The sequence below is a fragment of the Paracoccus sp. SM22M-07 genome (assembly GCF_001887735.1).
In the GTDB taxonomy this organism is placed as follows: domain Bacteria; phylum Pseudomonadota; class Alphaproteobacteria; order Rhodobacterales; family Rhodobacteraceae; genus Paracoccus.
This window is the reverse complement of sequence record NZ_JPKW01000001.1, coordinates 470,910-494,770: the sequence shown is the minus strand read 5'-3', so window position 1 is coordinate 494,770 and position 23,861 is coordinate 470,910. Positions and strand designations below refer to the sequence as shown.

21 protein-coding genes are annotated in these 23,861 nt (G+C 67.0%); 14 read left to right on the top strand and 7 right to left on the bottom strand.

What is annotated here, in order from left to right:
• Window positions 1-26: 26 nt before the first annotated feature.
• A complete protein-coding gene (gene hemP / locus IE00_RS02500; RefSeq protein ID WP_072295448.1) occupies window positions 27-206 on the bottom strand; it encodes a hemin uptake protein HemP in 180 nt (59 codons plus the stop codon).
• Between the two features lie 151 nt (window positions 207-357).
• Window positions 358-1,338: a zinc ABC transporter substrate-binding protein gene (locus IE00_RS02495; protein WP_139291303.1), complete on the bottom strand. Its 981-nt coding sequence runs from the start codon at window positions 1,336-1,338 to the stop codon at window positions 358-360.
• Between the two features lie 111 nt (window positions 1,339-1,449).
• On the opposite strand from IE00_RS02495, the gene IE00_RS02490 reads away from it, so the two are divergent.
• The 4 genes from IE00_RS02490 to IE00_RS02475 all read left to right on the top strand — a co-directional run bounded on the left by IE00_RS02490 (window position 1,450) and on the right by IE00_RS02475 (window position 3,923).
• Window positions 1,450-1,953, top strand: coding sequence for a Fur family transcriptional regulator (locus tag IE00_RS02490; RefSeq protein ID WP_072295446.1), 504 nt, complete (start codon window positions 1,450-1,452; stop codon window positions 1,951-1,953).
• Window positions 1,947-2,720: a metal ABC transporter ATP-binding protein gene (locus IE00_RS02485; protein ID WP_072295655.1), complete on the top strand. Its 774-nt coding sequence runs from the start codon at window positions 1,947-1,949 to the stop codon at window positions 2,718-2,720. Before IE00_RS02490 ends, IE00_RS02485 begins: the two co-directional genes overlap by 7 nt.
• A 17-nt stretch (window positions 2,721-2,737) precedes the next feature.
• Entirely contained in the window at window positions 2,738-3,520 is a 783-nt protein-coding gene (locus tag IE00_RS02480; protein ID WP_072295654.1) for a metal ABC transporter permease, read from the top strand.
• 199 nt (window positions 3,521-3,719) lie between these two features.
• A complete protein-coding gene (locus tag IE00_RS02475; protein WP_371328418.1) occupies window positions 3,720-3,923 on the top strand; it encodes a hypothetical protein in 204 nt (67 codons plus the stop codon).
• Window positions 3,924-4,078: 155 nt separating this feature from the next.
• Here IE00_RS02475 and IE00_RS02470 read toward each other — a convergent pair whose 3' ends face one another.
• The 3 genes from IE00_RS02470 to IE00_RS02460 all read right to left on the bottom strand — a co-directional run bounded on the left by IE00_RS02470 (window position 4,079) and on the right by IE00_RS02460 (window position 7,654).
• A complete protein-coding gene (locus IE00_RS02470) occupies window positions 4,079-4,744 on the bottom strand; it encodes a YjbF family lipoprotein (RefSeq protein ID WP_072295444.1) in 666 nt (221 codons plus the stop codon).
• Window positions 4,741-6,948: a YjbH domain-containing protein gene (locus tag IE00_RS02465; protein ID WP_072295443.1), complete on the bottom strand. Its 2,208-nt coding sequence runs from the start codon at window positions 6,946-6,948 to the stop codon at window positions 4,741-4,743. The genes IE00_RS02470 and IE00_RS02465 overlap by 4 nt, the downstream gene beginning before the upstream one ends.
• A gap of 130 nt (window positions 6,949-7,078) precedes the next feature.
• Window positions 7,079-7,654 (bottom strand): COG3650 family protein, encoded by a 576-nt coding sequence (locus tag IE00_RS02460; protein ID WP_072295442.1) that lies wholly within the window; start codon window positions 7,652-7,654, stop codon window positions 7,079-7,081.
• 378 nt (window positions 7,655-8,032) lie between these two features.
• Here IE00_RS02460 and IE00_RS02455 point away from each other — a divergent pair, with 378 nt between their 5' ends.
• A complete protein-coding gene (locus tag IE00_RS02455; RefSeq protein WP_083553983.1) occupies window positions 8,033-9,046 on the top strand; it encodes a sensor histidine kinase in 1,014 nt (337 codons plus the stop codon).
• On the opposite strand, the gene IE00_RS02450 is transcribed toward IE00_RS02455, so the two are convergent.
• Window positions 9,043-10,425 (bottom strand): L-serine ammonia-lyase, encoded by a 1,383-nt coding sequence (locus IE00_RS02450; protein WP_072295653.1) that lies wholly within the window; start codon window positions 10,423-10,425, stop codon window positions 9,043-9,045. The two genes, IE00_RS02455 and IE00_RS02450, sit on opposite strands and share 4 nt — an antisense overlap.
• A gap of 242 nt (window positions 10,426-10,667) precedes the next feature.
• Here IE00_RS02450 and dusB point away from each other — a divergent pair, with 242 nt between their 5' ends.
• From dusB to hflX, 9 genes are all read left to right on the top strand, one after another.
• Window positions 10,668-11,684, top strand: coding sequence for a tRNA dihydrouridine synthase DusB (gene dusB / locus IE00_RS02445; RefSeq protein ID WP_072295440.1), 1,017 nt, complete (start codon window positions 10,668-10,670; stop codon window positions 11,682-11,684).
• Window positions 11,681-12,793, top strand: coding sequence for a nitrogen regulation protein NR(II) (locus IE00_RS02440; RefSeq protein ID WP_072295439.1), 1,113 nt, complete (start codon window positions 11,681-11,683; stop codon window positions 12,791-12,793). Before dusB ends, IE00_RS02440 begins: the two co-directional genes overlap by 4 nt.
• 12 nt (window positions 12,794-12,805) lie before the next feature.
• The gene (locus IE00_RS02435; RefSeq protein ID WP_072295438.1) at window positions 12,806-14,254 is read left to right on the top strand and encodes a sigma-54 dependent transcriptional regulator; all 1,449 of its coding nucleotides are present in this window, start codon (window positions 12,806-12,808) and stop codon (window positions 14,252-14,254) included.
• Between the two features lie 74 nt (window positions 14,255-14,328).
• Window positions 14,329-16,587, top strand: coding sequence for a PAS domain-containing sensor histidine kinase (locus tag IE00_RS02430; RefSeq protein ID WP_072295437.1), 2,259 nt, complete (start codon window positions 14,329-14,331; stop codon window positions 16,585-16,587).
• Complete coding sequence (locus tag IE00_RS02425) at window positions 16,584-17,975, top strand: sigma-54 dependent transcriptional regulator (protein WP_072295436.1); 1,392 nt, start codon at window positions 16,584-16,586, stop codon at window positions 17,973-17,975. Before IE00_RS02430 ends, IE00_RS02425 begins: the two co-directional genes overlap by 4 nt.
• Before the next feature lie 99 nt (window positions 17,976-18,074).
• Window positions 18,075-19,451, top strand: coding sequence for a Trk system potassium transporter TrkA (trkA, locus tag IE00_RS02420; RefSeq protein WP_072295435.1), 1,377 nt, complete (start codon window positions 18,075-18,077; stop codon window positions 19,449-19,451).
• Between the two features lie 9 nt (window positions 19,452-19,460).
• On the top strand, window positions 19,461-21,092 hold the full coding sequence (locus tag IE00_RS02415) for a TrkH family potassium uptake protein (protein ID WP_240493770.1): 1,632 nt from the start codon (window positions 19,461-19,463) through the stop codon (window positions 21,090-21,092).
• 118 nt (window positions 21,093-21,210) lie between these two features.
• Window positions 21,211-21,444 carry an RNA chaperone Hfq gene (gene hfq, locus IE00_RS02410; RefSeq protein WP_020949330.1) on the top strand — a complete coding sequence of 78 codons (234 nt, stop codon included), beginning with the start codon at window positions 21,211-21,213 and terminating at the stop codon, window positions 21,442-21,444.
• On the top strand, window positions 21,445-22,836 hold the full coding sequence (gene hflX / locus IE00_RS02405) for a GTPase HflX (RefSeq protein WP_083553981.1): 1,392 nt from the start codon (window positions 21,445-21,447) through the stop codon (window positions 22,834-22,836).
• A gap of 102 nt (window positions 22,837-22,938) precedes the next feature.
• Here the strand turns inward: hflX and IE00_RS02400 are convergent, their stop codons facing one another.
• Window positions 22,939-23,850 carry a carbohydrate kinase gene (locus tag IE00_RS02400; RefSeq protein ID WP_072295434.1) on the bottom strand — a complete coding sequence of 304 codons (912 nt, stop codon included), beginning with the start codon at window positions 23,848-23,850 and terminating at the stop codon, window positions 22,939-22,941.
• Window positions 23,851-23,861: the final 11 nt, after the last annotated feature.

Below are 23,861 nucleotides of genomic sequence, written 5' to 3'. Positions count from 1 at the left end.
AGCCGGGCCATTTGGCCCGGCTTTTCTCATTTCGTCAGGATCAGCTTTCCTGCCCGCGTGATGCGCAGCTGGTAGACCTGGTCATCCAGCGTGATCAGGGCCTGGTTTCCGCCTTGGGTCAGCTTTTCGGCATCATGCAGCGGCAGATGCGCGAAAACCGAGGTCGAGCCGGGGCGGTTGAATTCTGCGGGGCGTGTTGCGGTCATGATCAGCCTCTTGCTGTGGCGCGGGTATGCCTAAAGCTGACAAATTCGTTCGGGAATGTCAAAGTATTTTGGTCAGATTTAAGTTGAAAGGCGGAATGTTGGCGCAAGATGCTGATATCGCGCCATATTGATCCGCCTTTCCCGTGTTCGATCAACCTTCGAAGCAGGCGATGATCGTATCGGCCAGGCCGGTCAGGATGGCGTCATAGCTCTCCGCATTGCCATCCGCGCCCTCCGGGCTCAGCTCGCCTCCGGTGCGGGTGTCGGTGCCTTCGGTGACGGTTGCCAGCAGGGAGGGATCATGGGCGAATTCGGGAAAGGCACAGACGGCCTTGGTGGCGATGACCTGGTCGCGCACCAGCTGCACCCGCGCCGCCGAGGGCGTGGCCGCATCGCCCAAGGACAGGGCTACCGCCGATTTCAGCCCGAAATGCCGGGTGAAATAGGAATAGGCGTCATGGAAGACCACGAAGCTGGTTTCCGACCAGGGGGCAAGGCGATCCGACAGGGACGTGTCGAGCGCGGCAATCCGTTCGGCGGCGGCGCGCGCATTCTGCCGATAGGTTTCGGCGTTCTGCGGGTCCTGTTCCGACAGGGTGGCGGCAATGCTGTCCAGCCACGGGCCGGCATTTTGCGGGTTCAGCCATGCGTGGGGGTCGATGCCTTCGTGATCGTGGCCCTGATGCCCGTCTTCCTGGTCGTGATCGCCATGGTCCCCATGGTCCCCGTGGGCTTCATGGTCGCCGTGGTCGTGCCCCTCATGCTGATGCCCTTCATGCTCATCCCCGCCCTCATCATAGCGCTGCAGGATGGTGCCATCGACCGTCAGCAGCCGCAGCTGCCGCGTGTCCTCGGCCAGGTTTTCCGCCGAGCGTTCCAGCCAGGGCGTCAGTTCCGGCCCCATCCAGACCAGCAGATCGGCGCCCTGCAGGGTCCGCGCATCCGACGGCCGCATCGTGTATTGATGCGCGCCGGCCGCACGCGGCAGCAGGACATGCACGGTGCCCAGATCGCCCATCACTTCTTGGACAAGGGCGCCGGTGGGGGACATGTCCGTGACGACATCGGGGGCCGCGAAGGCGGGCAGGGCGGTCATGGTCAGGGTCGCGGCAAGAAGGGGCAGGCGGGGCATCGACATCTCCGATCGGGGTTTGTTGCGATGTGCGGGTTCTGTGTGTTATAGAGTAACAAGTCAACACAATTGTAATAAAGTAACGCGACAGCGTGAAAGGCTGACCCATCCGTGACCGATGATGCAATCGCCGCGGCCTTCGTGCCGCATGACCATCAAGAATGCGCCCACCGCGCCCTGGACGAGGCTGCCGCCCGCCTCAAGGATCAGGGCGCGCGGCTGACGCCCGTGCGCCGCCGCACGCTGGAGATCCTGCTGGAAAGTCACCGCGCCATGGGTGCCTATGACGTTCTGGACCGCTTGGCGGCCGAAGGGTTCGGACGCCAGCCCCCCGTCGCCTATCGGGCGCTGGAATTCCTGGTGCAGCACGGGCTGGCGCATCGGCTTCAACGGTTGAACGCCTTTGCGGCCTGCCTGCATCCGGGGGACGATCATCACCCGGTCTTCCTGATCTGCCGCAGCTGCGACCGGGTCGCCGAGGCCCCCGTCACCCCGATCCGCGACGCGCTGGCGCAGGTGGCCAAGGCGGGCGGGTTCCGGGTCGAACGCGCCACGATCGAGGCGTTGGGGCTGTGCGCGACCTGCGCCGCGACGGATGCCGGGGCGCCATGCTGATCCGGGCCGAGGCCATGACCATCCACCGCCCCGGCACCGTCGATCCGGTGCTGGCCGATGTTGATTTCCGCATCGCCCCCGGAGAGATCGTGACCGTGGTCGGCCCGAACGGGTCGGGCAAGTCGTCGCTGATCCGGGCGCTGCTGGGCCAGATGGGCCTGGCCGCGGGCAGGGTGACCCGTCAGGCCGGGCTGCGCATCGGCTATGTCCCGCAGCGGGTGCAGCTGGATACCGCCATCCCGATGACGGTGCGGCGCTTCCTGTCGCTGCCGACCCGCGTCACCGATGCCGAGGCCGCCGCCGCCCTGGAACGGACCGGCGTGCCGGGACTGGGCGCGCGCCAGTTGACCCAGCTGTCGGGCGGCCAGTTTCAGCGCGTGCTGCTGGCCCGCGCCCTGCTGCGGTCGCCGCATCTTCTGGTGCTGGACGAACCGACGCAGGGGCTGGATCAGCCGGGCATCGTCGCCTTCTATCAGTTGATCGAGGATGTCCGACGCCAGACCGGTGCCGCCGTCCTGATGGTCAGCCATGATCTGCTGGTGGTGATGCGGTCCTCGGACCGGGTGGTCTGCCTCAACGGCCATATCTGTTGCGAAGGCACTCCCCAGCATGTCAGCGGCGCCCCCGAATACCGTGCCCTGTTTGGCGCCGAGGCACAGGGCATGCTGGCCCTCTATCAGCACCACCATGACCACGATCACGACCATGACCATACGCATGATTGCGACCATCATCACGACCACACGGCCCCGGCCCTGCCGCATTAGCCCGACGAAAGACCATGATGCTTGATGATTTCTTCTTCCGCGCGGTGCTGGCCGGGCTAGGGCTGGCACTGGTCGCGGGCCCGCTGGGCAGCTTCGTCGTCTGGCGGCGCATGGCCTATTTTGGCGATTCGACCGCCCATGCGGCGATTTTGGGCGTGGCGCTGGCGCTGGCTTTTGACCTGTCAATCTATGTCGGGACGCTGGCGGTGGCGGTCGCGATGGCCTGCCTGGTGTCGACGCTGGTGGCGCGGGGGCAGGCGATGGACACGATGCTGGGCGTGCTGTCCCATACCGCGCTGGCCTTCGGTCTGGTGGCGATCAGTTTCGTGCCAAGCGCGCGGTCCGATCTCAGCGGTTACCTGTTCGGGGACATCCTGGCGGTCGGGCGGTTCGATCTGGCGCTGATCTGGGCGGGGGCGGCACTGGTTCTTGGCCTGCTGATGCTGCGATGGCAGCGCCTTGTCACCAGCAGCCTGAACGAGGAACTGGCCATGGCCGCGGGCATCGATCCGCGCATCGAACGTCTGTTCCTGTCGCTGGCCTTGGCCGTCGTCGTCGCCTTGGCGATTCGAGTGGTGGGGTCATTGCTGATTTCGGCGATGCTGATCGTTCCGGCGGCGGCAGCCCGCGGATGGGCGCGTTCCCCCGAGCGGATGGCCGCCGCCGCTGCGCTGATTGCCGCCGGTTCGGTCATCGCAGGGTTGTATTCCAGCCTGCATCTGGACACGCCCGCCGGCCCCTCGATTGTTGCATCGGCTGCAATGTTTTTCCTGCTGTCGCAGGCGTTTCGGCGCGGTTAGTGCGGATATGTCACAGTAATTTCCGGTGTTTGGCAAAGCAGGGAACGAAGCGGCGAAACGGGGGTTGGCCAATATGCAACAGTGCATGCAGCCCCACGATTGATTCATTTCAATCCAGCTTTTCAAGTGACGGGGTTTGTGTAACTGTCGCAGCGATGTTGCCGGAAACGGCAGCCTTCAATCGAAACGGAGCATGATCATGACCAAATTCGCTACTTTCGCTGCCGCCCTCGGCCTGACCGCAACCTCGGCTCTGGCCGGTGGCTACGTCGCACCCGTCGTCGAAGTTGAGCCCGTCGTCGTCGAGGAGCAGCCCGCTTCCTCGAACGCTGGCCTGGTTGTCCCCGCCCTGCTGCTGCTGGGCGTTATCGCTGCAGTCGCTTCGGACGACGACGACAGCTGATCTCGAAGCGGATCTTCCTGATCCGTTTCCAAAAGGGCTGGCCATTGGTCGGCCCTTTTTCTTTTGTCCGGACGCCACCCCTTCAGGCGACGGATGTGCAGATGAAAAAGCCGGCCCCGTAGGGCCGGCTTTTCGCATTTCAGGCATGACCGTCGTCAGGGGCGCAGCGTCTGCACCGTGATATAGCCCAGGCCCGGTCCGACCCATTGGCGCGACACGGGGATCTGCCCAGCCTGCACCATATAGCTGTTCTGGAAGGTCACGCCGTGGCCCGCGCAGTCTTCGGTGATGACGCCGGGATTGGGGCCGGGGCCGGTGGTGCAATCGAATTGCAGCGGGCGTTCCAGACCGTCGCCCCCCAGATATCGCATGATGCGCGTGCCCCGGCCGGACTGGCCGGCACGGATCAGTGCCTCGGTGCCCGGTTCGGCCACGGCCAGGTCGCGGCCCAGGCCCTTGGTGCCGACCAGCATGCCGTTGCGCAGGATCACGGCCTCCTCGGCGGGGGTCATATAGGTGCGCATCGCGCCGTTCTGACCGGTCATGGCCAGGATCTGGGTGCGGCCCAGCCCTTCGAAGCCCACCTGGATCAGCGGGCCGGGATTGACGCGCAGCGCCTCGGCCACGCGTTCCTGCGCGGATTTCGGGGCGGCGGTCGGGGTGGGTTCGGCGGTGCGGGCGCTGATCGCCTGCTGCACCGTCCGGGCCAGAACAGAGGCCGGGGTCGTCCCGCCTTCATCCGGTCCCTGATTGCTGCAGGCGGCCAGCGCCGCCAGCAGGGTCAGCGCCATCGCGCCATTGCGGGCCTGTGCCATGTTCATCGCCAGAAGCTCCCCCAGCCTTGATAGAGTTTGACGGTCTGGCTGTCGCGGACCTTGTCGTACAGACGGTCGTTGACCTCCAGCCGGGCGCCGCCGTCGCGCGACAGGGACCGGATCGTGGTGCTGGCGCGGTCGCGGGTCGGTGTGCCGGTGGCCCAGCTGATCGGGATCGACAGGGTGATGCCCTTGTCGAAGCTGCCCTCGCCGAATTCCTCGGCGCTGAGATCGGTCTTGGTGGCAAAGGCGCCGACGCGCCAGCCGTTCTCGAATTCGCGGGTCAGGGTGACGGTCGCGCCCTTGTCGCCCGCCAGATACTGGCCGACATCCAACTGGGCCGTGAAGCCCTGGCTGAACTCGTAATAGGCCGAGACATGGCCGGTCGTGACCTCATAGTCGCGGAAATCCAGCAGCCCGTCGAAGTCGCGCTTGCGGACGCGGTTCACCTCGGCGCCGAAGGCCAGGGGCGAATTCGCGGGCTTCCACAGCACCTCGGCCGAAACACCGCCATAGGCCTGCTCCAAAAGGCCGACGGTCACGCGGCTGTAGACCTGTTCGGTGGGCCGGGCGAACCAGGCCAGCGTCAGTTCGGGAATGACCGGGCTGGTATTGCCCGAATACATCCGCGTGTCGGACCGCACCCGCGGCACGCCTTCGGGCGTGGTTTCCAGACTGGGATCGGCCAAGTATTCCTCGGCGGTGTAATGATCGCCGCGCACGCCGTCGTTTTCGGATGCGGGGATCCCCGGACCGCGCTGTTCCTTGTCGCCAAAGGCGCGCTGCCGAATTGCGCCGGTCAGCACCAGGCCGGGGGTGATCTCATAGCTGGCACGGGCCTCGGCCCCGACCTCATAGCGCAGCGGTTCCTCGGGGTCGAACAGCCCAAGGTCCAGATAGGGTCCGACGCGCCAGCGCAGGCGGGGGAACAGGTCCTCGGTCATGGTCAGGTCGCCCTGGCGCAGCGGCGCATCCGACAGCGCGCTGGCGGCGGCGATCTGGCCGGCCTCGGTATTTTCCAACCGTTCCACGTCCGACCGCCGCAGCGTGACCGAAGATGCCGGAACCCCATCGGCGGAGGAGGTGATGACGAAGGTTTCCACCGACGGCGGCAATGCCCGCGTCATCAGGCGCGCGGTGCGGCCGATGGCCTGTGCCTGCTGGACATAACGCTGGTTGCGGATGCGGACCTCGGCGCGGGTGGGCGACAGGGCCATACTTTCCAGCAGCTGGCCTTCATCGACCAGCGCATCTGCCAGCGCTTTCTGGATGGCGGGACGGGCGGTCGGGTCCTGCGCCCATTGGCCGGACCAACCTTCGGGATCGGCGTCGCGGGCGGGGCGCGGACGCACCGGCGCGGGCGCCTTTTCCAACCCCGAAGGGTAGGCGGATTCGCGCGGGTTCAGCGCCACGGTGAACTGCGCGCCGACGGTCTCGCCGCCGATGACATAGGCGCCGACCTCGTAATTGCGGCCGAACTTGTAATTGGCGCCGAAGTTCAGGTTGCCGGGTTCCTCGTCACCCTGCTGGAAGGTGTTCAGGCCGCCGTTCCGCAGGCGATAGCTGCTGCGATAGACGTCGTTGGAATATTCCGCCGTGACGCTCAGCTTGTCGTTGACCTGCATGCTGACCGAGGCGAAGGGCTTGGCCCCGCCGGTGAACCAGTTTTCGACATTGGCGGTGCCGCCCTCGTCGGTGCCGTCGATGACGCGCGGCTTGCCCGCCAGCGTCCCCCAGCCCAGACCCAGGCTGGCGCGGATGCGCGGGGTGATGTCGCGGGTGGCGACGATGTATTCGCCCGAATAGACGCCGGTGCCCAAGAAATCCTGGACGCCCACGGAAACGGCCGGGCGCCAGCCATCCTGATCGACCACCTGATAGCGCAGGTCGAAGGACCGGTCATAGATGAAGCCGTCATCGCGGAAATCGCTGATGCCCTCGACCCGGCTGTAGCGCAGGGCGGCGGTCAGCTGCGGCAGGGCCTGGAAGACCACGTTGGTGCGCAGCGCATAGTCCGATTTCGAGATGGTCGCCCCCAGAGTGCCCTCGGGCAGGGTCTCGGCGGTGGGGGTGTCGATCCCGCCCGGCATGCCATAGGTGGACATGTTTCGGGCCAGCATCGGGTCGGCGATGGCATAGCCTGCACCGACCAGAACGGCCAGGGGCAGGGTGGTGGCCATCAGCTGGCTGGTCAGGCGCGAGCGGCGCATCGGCGTCTTCCTTTCGGCGGGCGGGGGCTGAAGGTGGCAGTGGCAGTTCAGAACGGTGCCATGGCCTTGGGCCTTGGCAGGGTTCGCGGCGCGCATCGACACACGAATGCGTGAACGCGCCGCGACGGGATCAGCCGGCGGCGGGCGTCTCGGCAGGCGTTTCGGCGGCGGCGGCAGGCTGGGCGACCGATGCGCAGCCCTGCTGCGTCTGGCCGCTGACCGTCAGGCGGGCCGTCAGCGGGTATTTCTCATCCGCCATCGTGTCCTGGCATTCGGTGGCCGTCATGTTCAGCACGAAGGGCCGACCGTTCAGGACGCCGATATATTCCACGCCGCGATCAAAGACGATGCGCCTGACCTCGATCTGGCGACCCGACTGGTTTTCCGGCGTGCGATAGGTGGCCGAGGTTCCGCCGACCTCGACGTTCCAGAAGGGCTCGTTTCCGCGGGCGACGAAATTCGTGGCGCGATAGGTCAGCGGCTCGGCGGTCGGGATGGGCTTGGCGGGCGCGGTGCCGGTTTCGATCGGTTCCACCAGGGGCGACACGGCGGGCGGGCGGGGCTTGGCGGGATCTTCGGCTTCGGGTTCGGACTGGTCCAACCCGATGTTGCGGCGCAGGTCGGCCATGGACTGCGTGTCGCAGGCCGTCAGGGGAAGGCTGATCAGCGCAAGAAGCGCAAGACGGATGGGCAGTTGGGGGAACATGGGGGTCTGGCCTTGTGGTTCGGTCTGGATCACTGTCCGTCAAGCGTTACCAATCACGCGCCCGTGGGGCAAGCGTCACGCCCCCGGCCATGCGAAGGACGGGCGGTCGCCCGCCTTCCGCATGGCCGGGGGCGGACAGTCGCCCTGGACTGTTGAACAAATGATAATCCAACCCCCTCTGGCCATGCGGGGCGGGTATCTATATTCCGCAAGGTAGGCCGCCAACCCTTGCCGCCCATTGATTTGCCAAGAAATGCGGGCGAGGGTCGACGGGATATCTGTTCCTTGCTTCGGGTCTTGCCAGACATGTCATCATCAGCGGGTCCGGAACGACTTGTCACCTCTACCGGGCATCGATTTGCCTGGGATGAAGGGGTCATGGGCCGCGCCATCCGGGATTTCGACTGGTCCCAGACACCGCTTGGACCGATCGAGCAATGGTCCGCCGCCCTTCTCAGCGCGGTGCGCATCCTTCTGGGTCAGCGTCACGCCGCCTGCATGTTCTGGGGCCCGGAACTGACCATGCTGTACAACGACGGCTATGCCCCCGCCCTGGGACAGAAGGAATGCCGCGCCTTGGGTCAGCCCTTCCGCGTGATCTGGGCGGATGTCTGGGACGACGTGGCCCCCCTGGTGGACATGGCCCTGTCCGGACGCGGCACCTATAACGAGGAATTGCGCCTGGTCATGACCCGCAACGGGTTCGACGAGGAAACCTTCTGGACCTTCAGCTACAGTCCGCTTTACGACGATGACGGGTCGATCGCGGGCCTGATCAACATCACCGTCGACGTCACCGAGGTCGTCCAGGGCCGCCGCAACCAGCAGATCATGCAGCAGGAATTGCTGCACCGGATCAAGAACATCCTGTCGGTCACCTCGACCGTCGTATCGGCCAGCCTGCGCAACGCCACCTCGATCCAGCAGGCGCGCGACACGGTCGGTGCGCGCATCATGGCGCTGGCCCGCGCCCAGGGGCTGTTCACGGAACTGGGCGACAGCGCCGAGATCACCGATGTCATGGCGCGGTCGATCGGCGCGCATCTGGATGGCGGTGATCGCATCCGGCTCAGCGGTCCGGCCGTGCGGCTCAGTTCGCAACAGGCGGTCGGGCTGTCGCTGGCGCTGTACGAATTGTCGACCAATGCCGCGAAATACGGCGCGCTGTCGGTCCCCGAAGGGGCCGTGGATCTGACCTGGGCCGTTCAGGGCGACGCGTTTGCGCTGGATTGGATCGAAAGCGGCGGCGCCCCCGTCCGGCCACCCGAGCGCGAAGGCTTTGGGTCGAAGCTGGTCAACATGATCGTCCCCACCTATTTCGAAGGCGAGGGCGATGTCAGCTTCGACCCGGCGGGCCTGCATTACCGCCTGCGCGGACAGCTGAGCGCCTAGCAGTTCGGGACGTTCACGGCCAAGCCGCCAAGCGAGGTTTCCTTGTACTTGTCGGACATGTCGCGGCCGGTCTGGCGCATGGTCTCGATGGCCACGTCCAGCGAGACGATGTGATGGCCGTCGCCCCGCATCGACAGGCTGGCCGCGCTGATCGCCTTGATCGCGCCCAGGCCGTTTCTTTCGATGCAGGGCACCTGGACCAGTCCCGCGACCGGGTCGCAGGTCATCCCCAGGTGATGCTCCAGCGCGATCTCGGCGGCGTTCTCGATCTGGCGGGGCGTACCGCCCAGCACGGCGGCAAGGCCCGCGGCGGCCATGGCCGATGCCGACCCCACCTCGGCCTGGCAACCGCATTCCGCCCCCGAGATCGAGGCGTTGTGCTTGATCAGCCCGCCCACGGCCGCCGCCGTCAGCAGGAAATCGGGCAGCAGGCGTTCGGATGCCCCCGGCACATGGTCCAGCCAGTACCGGATGACCGCCGGCATGGTGCCCGCCGCGCCGTTGGTGGGGGCCGTGACGACCTGGCCGCCGGCGGCGTTCTCCTCGTTCACGGCCATGGCATAGGTCGACATCCAGTCGTTGATGATATGGGGCGCGGTCATGTTCATGCCGCGTTCGGCCATCAGCTTTTCATGGATGCCCTTGGCCCGCCGGCGCACCTTCAGCCCGCCGGGCAGGATGCCGTCCGTGGTCAGCCCACGATCCATGCAGTCGCGCATCACCTGCCAGATCTGCATCAGCCCGTCATGCAGTTCGGGTCGCGACCGGAAGCACAACTCGTTCTCCTCCTTCATGCGGGCGATGGACTTGCCGGATGCCTCGGCCATGTCCAGCATCTGCTGGGCCGTGGCGAAGGGAAAGGGGACGCTGCTGCTGGCGTCGCTGCGGTCTTCGTCATGGCGGCGCGCCAGTTCCTCGTCGGTCATGACGAAGCCGCCGCCGATCGAGTAGTAGATCTGATGGAAGATCACGTCGCCTTGGGCATCGGTGGCCGACAGCGTCATGCCATTGGCATGGCCGGGCAGGGCGTGGTCGTAATCGAAGCGCAGGTCCCGGTCGGGGTCGAACTGCAACGGTTCCAGCCGCGGCGGGGTGATGCGACGGGTGTCACGGATGGCCTGCAGGGCCGCTTCGGCGGCCTCGGGGTCCATGGTGGCGGGGGTGAAGCCCGCCAACCCCAGGATGGTGGCACGATCCGTCGCATGCCCCTTGCCGGTGAAGGCCAGGCTGCCATGCAGGCTGGCCCGCAGCCCATGCGCCTGAAAGGGCTGCAGCCGCAGCGCGTCCAGAAAGCGCGATGCCGCCACCATCGGGCCCATCGTGTGGGACGATGACGGACCGACCCCCACCTTCAGCAGGTCGAACACCGACAGAAACATGAAATCCCCCTTGCAAATGCTGCCCCATCTAATCAGGACCGGCGCGACGCTGCCATAGCTGGACGCGACCATTCAGGGGTCCAGTTGCGACATGCCCATCCCCTTGGGTCCGACGCGCCATATGGTTAAAATCATAGCAACATGCTAATTAAATAAGCAATAAGGGGTCGCCTGTGAAATGGGCAGGGTGGGGGTCCTCTGCCCTTCTTGCAGGCTGCCCGTCATCGGTAAAGGAACAGGATATGGATTTGCCAGACCCGATCATTCTTGGCGACACGCGCCTGGGGCCTCCGGTTTTCCTGGCCCCGATGGCCGGGATCACCGATGTGCCCTTCAGGCGGGCCGTCGCGCGTTTCGGCGCAGGGTTGCTGGTCAGCGAGATGGTCGCCTCGACCGAGATGGTGACGCCCCGGCCGTCGAACCGCGCCTCGGTCCGCGCCAAGGCCCTGACCGAGGGCGCGCTGCCCGTCAGCGTGCAGATCGCCGGGCGCGAACCCGCCCCCATGGCCGAAACCGCCCGCATCGTCGAAGGCATGGGCGCCCGCGTCATCGACATCAACATGGGCTGCCCCGCCAAGAAGGTCACGGGCGGTCTGTCCGGCGCGGCACTGATGCGCGACCTGGACCTGGCGCTGTCGCTGATCGATGCGGTCGTGGGTGCGGTCGATGTGCCGGTGACGCTGAAGATGCGCCTGGGCTGGGACGATGATTGCCTGAATGCCGCCGATCTGTCGGCACGGGCGCGCGATGCCGGGGTGGCGATGCTGACCGTGCATGGCCGCACGCGGGCGCAGTTCTACAAGGGCCAGGCCGACTGGACCGCGATCCGCGCCGTGTCCGACCTGCCGGGCCGTCCGCCCCTGGTCGCCAATGGCGACGTGGTCGACGCAGACAGCGCCCGCGCCGCATTGGCGCAATCGGGGGCCGAGGCGGTGATGGTGGGCCGGGGCGCGCAGGGTGCGCCATGGCGGCTGGCGCAGATCGCCCATCAGCTGTGGGGGACGCCCGCGCCGGTCATCCCGCGCGGTGACGCGCTGGCCGACCTGGTCCAGGACCATTACGAGGACATGATGGCGTTCTATGGCACCGAGTTGGGCCTGCGCGTCGCGCGCAAGCATCTGGGCTGGTATGCCGAGGCGAACGACGCCCCCCTGCGCGCCCAGATGCTGCGCGCCGAAACGCCGGGCGCCACCATCGCGCTGATCCGGCAGGCCTTTGCCGATGCCCCCGGCGATCAGACCGGAAGGGCCGCCGCATGACCCACCGCCCCAGGGATTTCGTCGATGCGGTGACCGGCCCCGGGCTGGACGCGCTGCCCATGCCGGCGTTGATCCTGGATGCGAAGGGCCGCGTGGCCGCGATGAACGATGCGGCGGAAATCTGGCTGAACATGTCGCGCACCTCGACCCTGGGCAAGGCGCTGGATGGCGACGACATGGCGACCCGGCTGCGCATCGCGCCCAGCCTGCGCCCGTTGATGGGCCGCGTGCTGGCCAGCGACGAGGCGCTGTACCAGAACGCCGTCCGCTTCGAGATCGGCGACCGTGCCGGCGGCCACCAGGCCCGCCGCGCCGTCGTCCATGCCGCCCCCGCGCCCGAAACCGGCGGGGCGGTGGTGTTTCTGATCGTGCCGCAGGATGACGACAGCCTGCACCAGAGCCGCAGCATCCGCAGCGCCGCGCGCAGTGCCATCGGCATGTCGGAAATGCTGGCGCATGAGATCAAGAACCCCCTGGCCGGCATCCGCGGCGCCGCCCAGCTGATGGCGATGAACGCCACCCCCGAGGACCGCGAGATGGCCGAGATGATCGTCAGCGAATCCCGCCGCATCGTCGCGCTGCTGGAACAGGTGGAACGCTTTGGCGACACCTCGGCGCCCAAGCTGGCGGCGCTGAACGTGCATGACGTTTTGGAACAGGTGCGCCGGTCGGCGGCGGTGGGGTTCGGGCGCGACGTGGCGATCGTCACCGATTACGATCCGTCCCTGCCCGTGGCGCTGGCCGATGCCGACCAACTGACGCAGGTCTGCCTGAACCTGGTCAAGAACGCCTCCGAGGCGTTGGCGGGCAAGGCGGGCGGGACGATCAGGCTGCGCAGTTTCTATGACCACACCCTGCGCCTGCCGCCCGACGATGCCGACCCCACGGGACGCCCGCTGCCCCTGCAGATCGAGATCGAGGATAACGGCCCCGGATTTCCCGCCAGCATCGCCGACCAGGTGTTCGAGCCCTTCGTCTCGGGCCGGGAAAACGGCACCGGGCTGGGCCTGGCGCTGGTCAGCAAGATCATCACCGACCACGGCGCGCTGATCCGCGTGGACAGCCGCCCCGGTCGCACCGTGTTTCGCATATCACTGCCCAAGGCATAAGGACCTGACACCATGGACGGAACCGTTCTGATCGCCGATGACGACCGCACCATCCGCACGGTGCTGACGCAGGCGCTGACGCGCGCGGGATGCCGCGTCCATGCGACCGGCAGCCTGGCGCAGCTGTCCAAATGGGTCGAGGAGGGGCGCGGCGACCTGGTCATCACCGACGTGATGATGCCCGACGGCAACGGCATCGACCGCATCCCCGCCATCCGCGAGGCGCGCCCCGACCTGCCGGTCATCGTGATCTCGGCGCAGAACACCATCGTGACGGCGATCCGCGCGACCGAGGCGGATGCCTTCGAATACCTGCCCAAGCCCTTTGACCTGCCGGACCTGATGGGCAAGGCCAACCAGGCCCTGTCCCGCCGCCCGCGCAAGTCCGACCCCGTCCCCGAGGCCCTGCCGGTCCCGCGCGAGGCCGCCGATCCCGCCATGCCGCTGATCGGGCATGCGCCCAGCATGCAGGCCCTGTTCCGCATGGTGGCGCGGGTGCTGAACGCCGATCTGCCGGTGATCATCGCCGGCGAGGCGGGGGTGGGCAAGACCACCATCGCGCGGTCCTTCCACGACCTGTCGGACCGGCGCGACCGGGGGCTGGCGATCCTGACATCCTCGGATGCGGGCGAGGATGCGATCAACCGCGCCGCCGACAAGGCGCGCGGCGGCACCATCATCATCGAGAACCCCGCGGGCTTCGATCCCGCCGCGCAGGCCCGCCTGATCGGCATGATCGAGGTGCTGGAATCGGGGCCCGACCGCGCCAGCGCCCCGCGCATCGTCACCACCACCGGTCCCGACCCGCAGGCCGATGTCAGCAACGGACGGCTGCGGTCGGACCTGTATTACCGCCTGGCGGGGGTGACGGTCAGCGTGCCGCCGCTGCGCGCGCGCGTGGACGACATCCTGCCGCTGGCCGCGCATCTGCTGGCCCGCGCGGCGGCCCAGGGCCTGCCCGAACGCGATCTGGCCGATGATGCCGCGGCCCTGCTGCGCGCCCATCCCTTCCCCGGCAACGTGCGCGAGCTGGAAAATATGATGCGCCGCCTGGCCCTGACGGCCAGCGGCGCGATGATCAGCGCCTCGGAAATGCGCGAGGCCCTGTCCCAGCAGACGGGCAGCCGCTCCTCGGCGGTCGCGCCGGTCAGCATGGCCAGCACCATCACCGCCGAACCCGCCAGCACCGCGCCGGTCGCGCCGGGCAATTCGCGCCTGTCGGATTCGGTCGAGGCGCATCTGCAGCGGTATTTCGACCTGCACGGGGACGCGCTGCCGCCTCCGGGGCTCTATGACCGCATCCTGCGCGAGGTGGAGCGTCCGCTGCTGCAGGTGGCGCTGGATGCGACGGGGGGCAACCAGCTGCGCTGCGCCGATCTGCTGGGCATCAACCGCAACACGCTGCGCAAGAAACTGACCGAGCTGAATATCGAGGTGACACGACGCCGCAAACTGATGTAAAACCGCCACAGGGCGCAGCGACAAGGTCACGCGCTGCCCGCCAATGAAAGCCGCGCAGACGGCGAGTGGGGGTTATGACAGGCCTGGTGACAGGGCTCAGCTGGGACAGGTTGGCCCGTATCCGTATGCCGCGACAATGGCGCGGGTTTCTGACCTGGGGCATCGTGCTTTCGGGCGTGGTGCTGGCCGCTGCCACATTCGCGGTCATGGGGCCTTTCGGGCGGGGCATGCAGGGGGAAACGCTGCGGCTGGTGCTGTTGGCCGACCTGGTCTTCCTGCTGGTGCTGATCGGCTTCATCGTGGCCCGCATGGCGCGCCTGATCGCCGCGCGCCGGCGTGCAGGCCCGGCCTCCAAGCTGCATGGGCGACTGGTGATGATCTTTGGCGGGCTGGCGCTGGTGCCGACGGTTCTGGTCGCGCTGTTCGCCGGTTTCCTGGTCAATATCGGGCTGGAAGGCTGGTTTTCCGACCGGGTGCAGCAGGTCGTCACCACGTCCCAGGCCGCGGCCGAAGCCTATCAGGCCGAACACCGCCGCGACCTGTCGCAGGATGCGCGCGCTTTGGCCAATGTCCTGACCCAGGCCGGTCGCGCCAATCCCCTGATCGAGGACGGAGAGATGCGCCAGCTGCTGGCGCAGGGGCAGGGCCTGATCCAGCGCGGCCTGCGCGAGGCCTATATCATCAATGGCAACGCAGAGATCCGCGCCCGCGGCGAACGCAGCTATCTCTTCTGGTACGAGGCGCCGACCAGCGACCAGCTGGACCTGGCCCAGACCCAGGGCCTGACCCTGATCGAGGATTGGGGCAACGACGAATTCCGCGCCCTTGTCGCGCTGCCCCCGCTGGCCGACCGCTATCTTTACGTCACGCGCGACGTGGATGGCAGCCTGCTGGGGCTGCTGGACGACACCCGCGCCACGGTCGGCGACTACCGCCAGCTGGAGGAGATGCGGTCCCAGGTGCTGCTGGAATTTTCGCTGGTCTATCTGGGCTTTGCGCTGTTGCTGGTGGCGGCGGCGATCTGGCTGGGCCTGTGGTTCGCCAGCCGGTTGTCGCGCCCCATCGGGCTGTTGGCGCGGGCGAGTGAGCAGGTCGGGCAGGGCAATCTGGACCTGCAGATCCCCGAACCCAAGACCGGAGACGAGATCCAGACCCTGGGCCAATCCTTCAACCGCATGACCCGCCAGCTGAAGATGCAGCGCGAGGAGCTGATCGAGAGCTATCGCGTCAGCGACGAACAGCGGCGTCTGTTCGACAACGTGCTGACCTCGGTCACGTCGGGGGTGATCGGGCTGGACGCGGCCGGAGAGATCGATTTCGTCAACAGATCCGCCAGCCGGTTGCTGGGGCTGGATGCCAAGGGCGACATCGACGCGCTGCTGTCGCGGGTGGTGCCGGAATTCGCGCCGCTGTTCGAACGCCTGTCGGGATCGGTCGCGGAAACCATCCAGGACGAGGTCCGCATCATCCGCGAGGGCCGCGCCGAAAGCCTGCTGGTGCGCATGGCCGTGCGCCGCAATGCCGATGGCGCGCTGGAGGGTTTCGTGGTGGCCTTCGACGACGTGACCGAACTGGTCAGCGCGCAGCGCATGGCCGCCTGGGGCGACGTCGCCCGCCGTGTCGCGCATGAGATCAAGAACCCGCTAACGCCGATCCAGCTGTCGGCCGAACGCCTGCGCCGCAAGTTCGGCCCGCTGGCGCCCGAATCCGAACGCGCCGCGCTGGAACAATATACCGACGTGATCATCCGCCAGACGGGCGACCTGCGCCGGATCGTCGACGAATTCAGCCGCTTTGCCCGCATGCCCGAACCCGACCGCGCCGAAACCGACATGGCGGCCCTGCTGCGCGACGTGGTCCTGTTGCAACAGGACGCGCTGAACGACGCGCTGATCGTCGATATTCCTGCGGAACCCGTCATCGTGGATTGCGACGGCGGCATGCTGCGTCAGGCGCTGACCAACCTGCTGAAGAACGCGGGCGAGGCGGTCGAGGAACGGGTGGCCGCCGAACCGGACATCCAGCCGCGCATCTGCGTCACGATGGAGGTGGCGCCCGAACTGGTCTGCATCCGCATCACCGATAACGGGCCCGGTCTTCCGGCCGACCGGTCGCGGCTGTTCGAACCCTATGTCACGATGAAAAGCCAGGGCACCGGCCTTGGCCTGCCCATCGTCAAGAAGATCGTCGAGGAACATGGCGGCAGCCTGTCCCTGACGGACGCGCCCGACAGGCCGGGCGCCATGGCCGAGATCCGGCTGCCAAGGGCAAGGCATTCCGTGCGCTCGCCCCAACGCAAGAGCAGACAAGAAAAAGACGAGGCGACACTATGAGCGATATTCTGATCGTCGATGACGAACGGGACATCCGCGAGCTGATCGCGGACATCCTGAAGGACGAGGGGTTCGAGACCCGGCTGGCGGCCAATTCCGACGATGCGGTGGCGGCGCTGAACGAACGCGAACCTTCGCTGATGATCCTGGACATCTGGCTGAAGGACAGCCGCATGGACGGCATCGACATCCTGAAGCAGGTCAAGCGCAACAACCCCGACGTGCCGGTGATCATCATTTCCGGCCACGGCAATATCGAGATCGCGGTCGCGGCCATCAAGCAGGGGGCCTATGACTTCATCGAAAAGCCCTTCAACATCGACCAGCTGATGGTGGTCATCAACCGCGCCATGGAAACCAGCCGGTTGCGCCGTGAAAACAGCACGTTGCGGCGCGGCGGCGACAAGGCCACCGAGATGCTGGGCCATTCGGTCGCCTTCAAGCGCCTGCGCGACGGGCTGGACAAGGTCGCGCGGTCGAACGGGCGGGTGATGCTGGCGGGGGAACCCGGCACCGGCAAGGAAATGGCCGCGCGCTATATCCATGCCCACAGCCCGCGCGCCTCTGCGCCCTTCATCACCGTTCCCTGCGCCACGATCGAGCCCGAGCGGATGGAGGAGGTGCTGTTCGGCCGCGAGACCCCCGAACGGGGCATCGAGCCGGGCCTGCTGGAACAGGCGCATGGCGGCATCATCTATTTCGACGAGGTGGGCGACATGCCGCTCGGCACCCAGCCCAAGATCCTGCGCGTGCTGACCGAACAGCAATTCGTGCGCGCCGGGGGGGCGGACCGGGTCCGGGTGGACCTGCGGGTGCTGTCATCGACGAACCGCGACCTGGTGGCTGAAATCGCGGCGGGGCGTTTCCGGCAGGAGCTGTTCGACCGGCTGAACGTGGTGCCGCTGGCGGTGCCTTCGCTGGCCGACCGGCGCGACGACATCGCGCTGCTGGCGGAACATTTCATCCAGCATTTCCACAAGACCCAAGGCCTGCCCCCGCGCGAGCTGCCCGAGGACACGGTCGCGGCGCTGCAATCGATGCGCTGGCCGGGCAACATCCGCCAGCTGCGCAACGTGATCGAGCGCGTGCTGATCCTGGCCGAGGAGACGGGGCCGATCCAGCCCTCGGAACTGGAACCGCAGGGCGCGACACCCGACAATGCCGAGGCGCTGAGCCTTGGCCCGCAGGTCACCGCCATGGCCCTGCGCGAGGCGCGCGAGATGTTCGAACGCGAATACCTGGTCGCCCAGATCAACCGCTTCGGCGGCAATATCAGCCGCACCGCGCAATTCGTGGGCATGGAGCGCAGCGCCCTGCATCGCAAGCTGAAATCCCTGGGCGTCGTGGGCGGCATGCGCAGCGACGAGGACATGGTGATGGGCAAGTGACGCGCTGGTGACGGGTGCGGGGCGCTTGCGCGTCACCGCGCCCCGGCATAGGCATGGACGGCGTCCCAAGGTGGGGCGCGGACGGCAAGAGGGCTGTGGATGAAGATCATCATTTGCGGGGCCGGGCAGGTCGGCTGGCAGATTGCGCGCCACCTGTCGGGGGAACGCAACGACGTCACGGTCATCGACAACAACCCCGAACTGATCCGCCGCGCCACCGACGCGCTGGACGTGCAGGGCGTCACCGGCTTCGCCAGCCATCCCGACGTCCTGGACCGGGCAGGCGCGCGCGACGCCGACCTGATCATCGCCGCCACCCATTCCGACGAGGTGAACATGGTCACCTGCCAGGTGGCCCATTCCGTGTTCCAGGTGCCGCGCAAGATCGCGCGCCTGCGGTCGGGGGCCTATCTGGACGCGATCTATTCCGATCTGTACCGCACCGAACACCTGCCCATCGACGTGGTCATCAGCCCCGAACGCGAGGTCGCGCTGGCCGCCCTGCAGCGGCTGTCGGCGCCCTCGACTTTCGATGTCGAGACCTTCATGGACGGCAAGATCCACATGCTGGGGATCGACCTGGAACCCGACTGCCCGGCGCTGAACACGCCATTGCGGCAGCTGACGGAACTGTTTTCCAGCCTGCGCGCCATCGTGGCGGGCGTGCGCCGCGACGGGCGTCTTTTCGCCCCCGAGGCGGGCGACCAGTTGTTCGCGGGCGACCAGATCTATGTCTTCAGCCATGTCGATGACGTGCCGCGCACGCTGGATATCTTTGGCAAGCCGCCGCAGAAGCAGGAACGCGTCACCATCATCGGGGCGGGCAATGTTGGCCTTGCCGTGGCGCAGACGCTGGAAAACCGCGCCGATCGCATCCGCGCCAAGCTGATCGAACGCGACCGCGCCCGCGCCGAATTCGCCGCCGACCGGCTGGAACGCACCATCGTGCTGAACGGCGACGGCTTGTCGGCCGAACTGCTGGACGAGGCCGGCGTGCCGCAGGCCGATGCCGTGCTGGCCGTGACCGATGACGACAAGACGAACATCCTGGCATCCGTGCGCGCCAAGCAGGCGGGGGCCAAGATGGCCATCGCGCTGATCAACGACCCGACGCTGGTGCCGCTGATGGGCGCACTGGACATCGACGCCTATATCAACCCGCGCGCCACGACCGTGTCCACGATCCTGCGCCATATCCGCCACGGGCGGGTGCGCGACATCTATTCCATCGGCGATGCCGAGGCCGAGGTGATGGAGGCGCAGGTCCTGTCCACCAGCCCCATGTCGGGCCGCGCCATCCGCGACATCGAATTCCCCGAAGGCGCGTTGCTGGGCGCGGTGCGCAAGGGCGACAAGGTCATCAAGCCTCTGGCCGACACCCGCATCGAGGAAGGCGACATCGTCCTGATCTTCGCGCTGACCAAGGATGTCCACGAGGTCGAGCGCCTGCTGCAAGTCTCGATCGACTTCTTCTAGGGGCGCGCGATGATCCGCATCCTTCAGCGCCTGCCGCTTCTGGTCCTGCTCAGCGGGATCGTCGCGCTGACGATGCTGATCCCGGCATCCTTCGCATCCGTCACCAATGACGAGGTGATCGCGCGCACCTTCTTTTATGCCGCGCTGTTCATCCTGATCTTCTGCGGGCTGATCGGTCTGGCCACCCATGCCAACCCCCGCCCGCAAAGATCGCGCGAGACGCTGCTGACGATGCTGGGAGTCTTCGGGCTGCTGCCGATCCTGATGGCGCTGCCCTTTGCCGAAAGCCTGCCCGATACCGGCTTCTTCAACGCCTGGTGGGAAATGGTGTCGTCGCTGACGACGACGGGGGCCTCGCTCTATTCGGCGGACCTGCTGCCGGCGCCGCTGCATCTGTGGCGGTCGCTGGTGGGCTGGATGGGCGGGTTCTTCGTGCTGATCTCGGCGGTGGCGATCCTGGCCCCCCTGCGCGTCGGCGGGTTCGAGATCATGTCCAGCCCCTATGGCCGCGACGAATATGTCCAGCAATTGCCCCGTTCGGCCGATCCGCGCCAGCCGGTGTCGCATCTGTCGGACCCCCGCCATGACAGCCGCACCGCGGACCCCGGCGTGCGGCTGATCCGGGCGGCCAAGCAGGTCGGGCCGGTCTATCTGGTGCTGACGCTGGCCCTGTGGATCGGGCTGCTGCTGCTGGGCGACCCTTCCTTTCTGGCGCTGACCCGCGCGATGGGCACGCTGTCCACATCGGGCATATCCCCCGTCATCGGCCAGACCGGAGAGATGTCCGGCGTGGCCGGCGAAATGCTGATCTTCGTCTTCCTGATCCCCGCCCTGTCGCGCCGCTTCTGGCCCGGTGGCGGAGAGCTGCGCGCGACCGAGACCCTGCGCGAGGACCCCGAATTGCAGATGGCCGCCGCGATGGTGATCCTGGTCAGCGCGGTGCTGTTCCTGCGCCATTTCCTGGGCGCGATCGACGCGGCCGGCGCCGGCCCCAAGATGCCCCTGATGCTGGCCGATCTGGTCAACGGGCTGTCGGCGCTGTGGGGGGTGATGTTCAACGCGCTCAGCTATCTGACGACGACGGGGTGGAATTCGGTCGACTGGCAGGGCGCGCGCGCCTGGTCGGGGCTGAGCGCGCCGGGGCTGATCCTGGCGGGGCTGGCGATGATGGGCGGCGGCATCGCCACCACGGCCGGGGGCGTCAAGCTGCTGCGCGTCTATGCCCTGGCGCGTCACGGCGAAAGGGAAATGGAACGGATTGTCCATCCCAGCTCGGTGTCGGGGGGCGGGCGCATCGCGCGGCGGCTGCGGCGCGAGGGGGCCTATCTGGCCTTCATCTTCTTCATGCTGTTCGCCATGTCCATCGCCGCCGTGGTCACCTTGGTGTCGATCCACGCCATCGAATTCGAGACGGCGACCATCCTGTCGATCGCGGCGCTGACGAATACCGGCCCCCTGGCGGGCGCCATCCCCCTGACCCCCGCCTTCGAGGCCAGCGCCGGCATCGCATCCGCCCCGTGGGAGGGGTGGTCGGGCCTGCCCGTCTTCACCAAGATCGTCCTGGCCTTCGCGATGATCTTGGGCCGGATCGAGACCCTGGCCGTCCTGGCGCTGTTTTCCCCGGAATTCTGGCGCCGCTGAGGGCGGGTGTTGCCTAAATGTTGGTCCTGTGACGTGGCGGATTGGCGCGTGCTTGCATGGTCTGGGGCAACTCCTTAGATGTTGTGAGGACGGGGAACAGTGAAAAACGGAATAAGAAATGGCTGGCGACAAGCAGAACCTGCAGGACGCATTCCTGAACCATGTCCGCAAAGCGAAGGTGCCGGTCACCATATTCCTGATCAACGGCGTCAAACTGCAAGGCGTCATCACCTGGTTCGATAACTTCTGCGTATTGCTGCGTCGTGACGGGCAATCGCAGCTGGTCTACAAGCATGCGATCAGCACGATCATGCCGGGCCAGCCCATAAGCCTGTATGAAGGCGAGGATTGATTGGCGGAACTGACATCTACCGAAATTAAACCGACCCGCGCTTACGTCATCCACCCGGATCTTGGACGCGCCCGCACGCAGCGGCGCGAACCGGAACACTCCCTGGCCGAGGCCGTGGCGCTTGCCCATGCCTTGCCGGGGATCGAACTGGTGGGTCAAGAGGTGGCGAACCTGCGCGAACCCAACCCCGGCAAACTGTTCGGAAAGGGCAAGCTGGCCGAGATCGGCGAGCGCCTGGAACAGGCCGAGGCCGAACTGGTCCTGGTCGACGGACCGGTGACCCCGGTTCAGCAGCGCAACCTGGAAAAGGAATGGGGCGTCAAGCTTCTGGACCGGACCGGGCTGATCCTGGAAATCTTTGCCGACCGCGCCCGGACGCGGGAAGGCGTGTTGCAGGTCGAACTGGCCGCGCTGTCCTATCAGCGCACGCGGCTTGTGCGGGCCTGGACACACCTGGAACGCCAGCGCGGCGGCCTCGGCTTTGTCGGCGGTCCCGGCGAAACCCAGATCGAGGCGGACCGTCGGGCCATCGACGAACAGATGACGCGCCTGCGCCGTCAGCTGGAACGTGTGGTCAAGACCCGCACACTGCACCGTGCCGCGCGGGCCAAGGTGCCCTATCCGATCGTGGCGCTGGTGGGTTACACCAACGCCGGCAAGTCGACGCTGTTCAACCGGATGACCGGGGCGGACGTCTTTGCCAAGGACATGCTGTTCGCGACGCTGGACCCGACCATGCGCGCCATCCGCCTGCCGGATGCCGCGGGCGGCAGTTCGGGACGCAAGATCATCCTGTCGGACACGGTGGGCTTCATCAGCGACCTGCCGACCGAGCTGGTCGCGGCCTTCCGCGCCACACTGGAGGAGGTTCTGGAAGCCGACCTGATCCTGCATGTCCGCGACATCAGCCACCCCGAGACCGAGGAGCAGGCCAATGACGTGGCCGAGATCCTGGACAGTCTGGGGGTCGATGACGACGTGGCGGCGATCGAGGTCTGGAACAAGATCGACGCGCTTGGCGCGGATACCCGCGCGGCCCTGCGCCGCACCGATGCCCGGACCGAGGGCGTACAGGCCGTCAGCGCCCTGTCGGGCGAGGGGCTGGAGGATCTGGTCGCGGCCATTGACCACCGCCTTGGCCAGGTTCTGGACGAACATCGCATGGAAGATCAGGTGGTTATGGACTTTGCAGACGGACGCAGCCGGGCATGGCTGCACGAGGCGGGCGTGGTCGAACGCGAGGAAACCGGCGAGGACGGGCTGCGCCTGCACCTGCGCTGGACGGCCCGCCAGAAGGGCGCCTTCGAGGCGTTCAACGGCACGGCCGCCGAGCCGGACGAGGATGACGAGCCCGATCAGCCGCGTTCGGGTGGATGGCACCCGGCCGACTGACGGCAATTGCGTCCCGCGACGCAGGCGGGGGGCCAGCCCCCCGCACCCCCCTCCGGGCGGGGCAGCGCCCCTCCCGGACCCTCCCCTTGATCAGCAATATGTTCAGGCGGACATTTCCCGCGCCCAAGGTGGGTTTGCGCCGGGGCGCGACACCGTGATGGCGGCGGCTTTGGCGCCGAGCGTCAGCGCCGCGTGGATCTGATCGGCGGTGACCGTGGCGATGCCGTCCTTGGTCAGGATACCCTGACGGTCAAAGCTGGCCATAACGCCCGCATTGAACGTGTCGCCTGCACCGATCGTATCGGCAACGGTGGTGCGGACGGCCGGGGCGCTGACGGTCGGGCCGTTCCAGATGGCCTTGGCGCCGGCTTCTCCGCCGGTTTGCAGGACCATCCGGGGGCCGGTGGCCAGCACCTTGCGGGCGGCGTCTTCGGGGTCGAGGCCGGGATAGAGCCATTCCAGATCATCCGAGGACAGCTTGACGATATCGGCCATCGGCAGCATCCGGTCCAGCCGCGCGCGATAGCTGTCGGGATCGGTGATGAAGAAGGGACGGATGTTGGGATCGATCATCACCGGCAGGCGGTCGTGATGCTGGGCGATCAGTCCTTCGATGGCGGCGCCGCAGGGGTCGGGGACAAGGCTGATGCCGCCTGCGAACAGCGCCGAGACGCTGGCGGGCAGGGGGGCGATGTCGTCGCTGGTCAGCATCCGACCCGCCGATCCTTCGTCATAGAAGGAATAGAGCGCCTCTCCGTTGGTCAGGGTCACCAGGGCCAGCGTGGTCAGGCGGTCGGTGCGCGGGCAGAGGTCGATGTTCACCCCGGCCTCGGCCAAGGGGCGCATGATGACGTCACCAAAGGGGTCGCGGCTGATCGGCCACAGATAGCCCGTGTCCTGACCCAAGCGGCCAAGCGCGATCGCGGTGTTATAGACCGCGCCCCCGGCCAGGGGCCGGAACGCGCCGTCTTCCGGCACCATGTCGATCAGCGATTCACCTGCGCACAAAATCATGGCGTGCCCCT